Origin of the sequence: Petrocella sp. FN5 (assembly GCF_029210395.1) — a bacterium.
In the GTDB taxonomy this organism is placed as follows: Bacteria; Bacillota; Clostridia; order Lachnospirales; family Vallitaleaceae; genus Petrocella.
In genome coordinates this window covers 1-2151 of the sequence record NZ_JARGDP010000145.1, presented here as the reverse complement: position 1 = coordinate 2151, position 2151 = coordinate 1, and the positions used below count along the sequence as shown (strand labels likewise).

The following is a 2151-nucleotide window of genomic DNA, read 5'->3' as shown; positions in this document are numbered from 1 at the left end:
CTTTTCTCCTTTTCATCTTACTTTGAAATTTTTGTTTATACTTAGAGTGTCAAAACTGTATAATTTTACTTGAACTTGTATCAACAGTATATAGTTGCGAATGCATAACAAAACCTAAAAAACAACTTGATATAAACGGAGCATGACCGGTATCGTAACAAGACATATAATCGTTGTTGCAATGGCTATCTCCATAGCGTAAGTATAGTCTGATCCATTTTCCTTAGCAATTGCAACGGTCACTGTACTTGCAGGCATGAGCGTTTCTATAAATATGACCGCAACCGCAATTTCACTTGCAAATTCTTTGGCAAATATAAGTACAAATATAAAAAAAACAGGTATTAAAATAAGTTTCACTAAAACAAGTATTTGAACGGATCGATCCTTGAATATTCCAACAATCTGTTTGAACTTCATTTGTCCTATTATCAACCCGATAAATACCATGGATAAACTCATTGTTGTATTGCCTAGAGGATAAAATGTATCATACATGAACTGATATGACTTATTAAATAAGTCCCATTTCTCCATGGCAATATCGATTCTAAGTATGAGCGCAATTATACCTAATGCAAAAGCAATCGTACACGGATTTATTAATGATTTAAAGATTTGTCTAACATTTTTCATCTCATCTTTGTTAAATAAATATACACCCATTGTCCAAATAAAGGTTAAGCTGACCAGATAATAGATAATCGCATAGATTAAACCAATTCTGCCAAACAACTCCGTCATAAGTGGAAAGGCAAGGTAAACTGTATTACCAATCATGAGTTGTGCTGCATACACATTCTTTTTGACTCTACCTAATTTTAATATTTTAGCTATTAATTTACCCACAAATAAACTGAACAGTTGAATGCATACTGCCATACTTATAATAAAAAATCCATCTCGAAAAATATCGTCCGGTAGTTTGTAACTTGTGATACTAAAAAAAGTTAGAATAGGTAAGGTTATATTAATTAGTAATTTTGACAGAATTGCTATGCCTTCTTCAGGTATAATCTTTAACTTTCTTGCATAGACACCCACGAGCACTAATAAAATAAGTTTTGAGATCTGATTAATAATGATTTGCAGTTCCATAGCTTACCTCGATTCTTCTACGAGTTGTAAAAAGTACTCCACGTTTTCTATACCTGCATAGGTTGAAATAGCATTATAAGCATATTTCATCTTTTCTTTAAAAACACTTCGGTCAGGGTAAGTAATGATCATACCTTCATCCTGCAATTTTTTCAGAATTTCTACTTCTTCCTTTTGTACTTCCCCACGCATCCAGTTGCCTGCAGTAATACTTTCTTCTCTAATTATTTCCTGTTGTTCTTTAGTCAGCGTCTCCCATGTTTTTTTACTTACGACATGGACCATACAATTATAAGTATGACGTGTCATGGTAAGATACTTTTGAACTTCATATAATTTGTTATAATAAATAATGGTTAGTGGGTTTTCCTGTCCGTCTACTATACCTTGTTTTAATGAAAGATAAATCTCAGGAAATGCAATTTTGGTTACATTTGCTCCTAAAGATTCCATTGCTAGTTGTAACTGCATTTCCGGTGGGGTTCGAAGTCTAAGGCCAATAATATCATCCGGTGTAATAATCGGTCTGGTATTATTGGTTATATTTCTAAACCCATACTCCCAGTTTGCCAACATAATTAAACCTTGTTTATCTAAATCATCTTCAACCCATTCAATAAATTCTCCATCAAGAACGCGATAGGCATGCTTATAGTTATCAAAAACAAAGGGTAACATCACTGTCGCAAATTTCTTAGAATACTTGTCTAAAGCGCCTTGAGTAGGCAAACTCATATCGATTGAACCAATAATATTCTGTTCTAACATTTCAGGTGGTGTACCCAGTTGTCCATCTGCAAAAATCTCAACTATGACTTTACCATTTGTTCGCTTTTCAACATTTTCAGCAAAAAGGGCGGCGGCTGTGTTTGCAGGATGATCTTCAATTGCATAGTGTCCAAACCTAAGGACTATAACTTCCTCGGTCATATCCGGCTCCTCAGTCAATTGCCTTGAACAGCCTGCTAAGATAATAATTACAAATATAACAGCTATTATGCATCTACTTTTATACCTACTCATTTTGACACCTTCCTATTCACAACTATTTAG

General features: G+C 33.8%; 2 protein-coding genes. Both read right to left on the bottom strand.

What is annotated here, in order from left to right; translation table 11 throughout:
• Nucleotides 1–114: 114 nt before the first annotated feature.
• Nucleotides 115–1098 (bottom strand): AEC family transporter, encoded by a 984-nt coding sequence (locus P0N36_RS15055; protein ID WP_275843698.1) that lies wholly within the window; start codon nucleotides 1096–1098, stop codon nucleotides 115–117.
• A gap of 3 nt (nucleotides 1099–1101) precedes the next feature.
• Nucleotides 1102–2121, bottom strand: a complete 1020-nt coding sequence (locus tag P0N36_RS15050) for a TRAP transporter substrate-binding protein (RefSeq protein ID WP_275843697.1) — start codon at nucleotides 2119–2121, stop codon at nucleotides 1102–1104.
• Nucleotides 2122–2151 lie beyond the last annotated feature (30 nt).

What these genes read in the sequence shown, in the direction of transcription:
- P0N36_RS15055 (WP_275843698.1), bottom strand. Translation starts at nt 1,098, where the DNA reads ATGGAACTGCAAATCATTATTAATCAGATCTCAAAACTTATTTTATTA.
- P0N36_RS15050 (WP_275843697.1), bottom strand. Translation starts at nt 2,121, where the DNA reads ATGAGTAGGTATAAAAGTAGATGCATAATAGCTGTTATATTTGTAATT.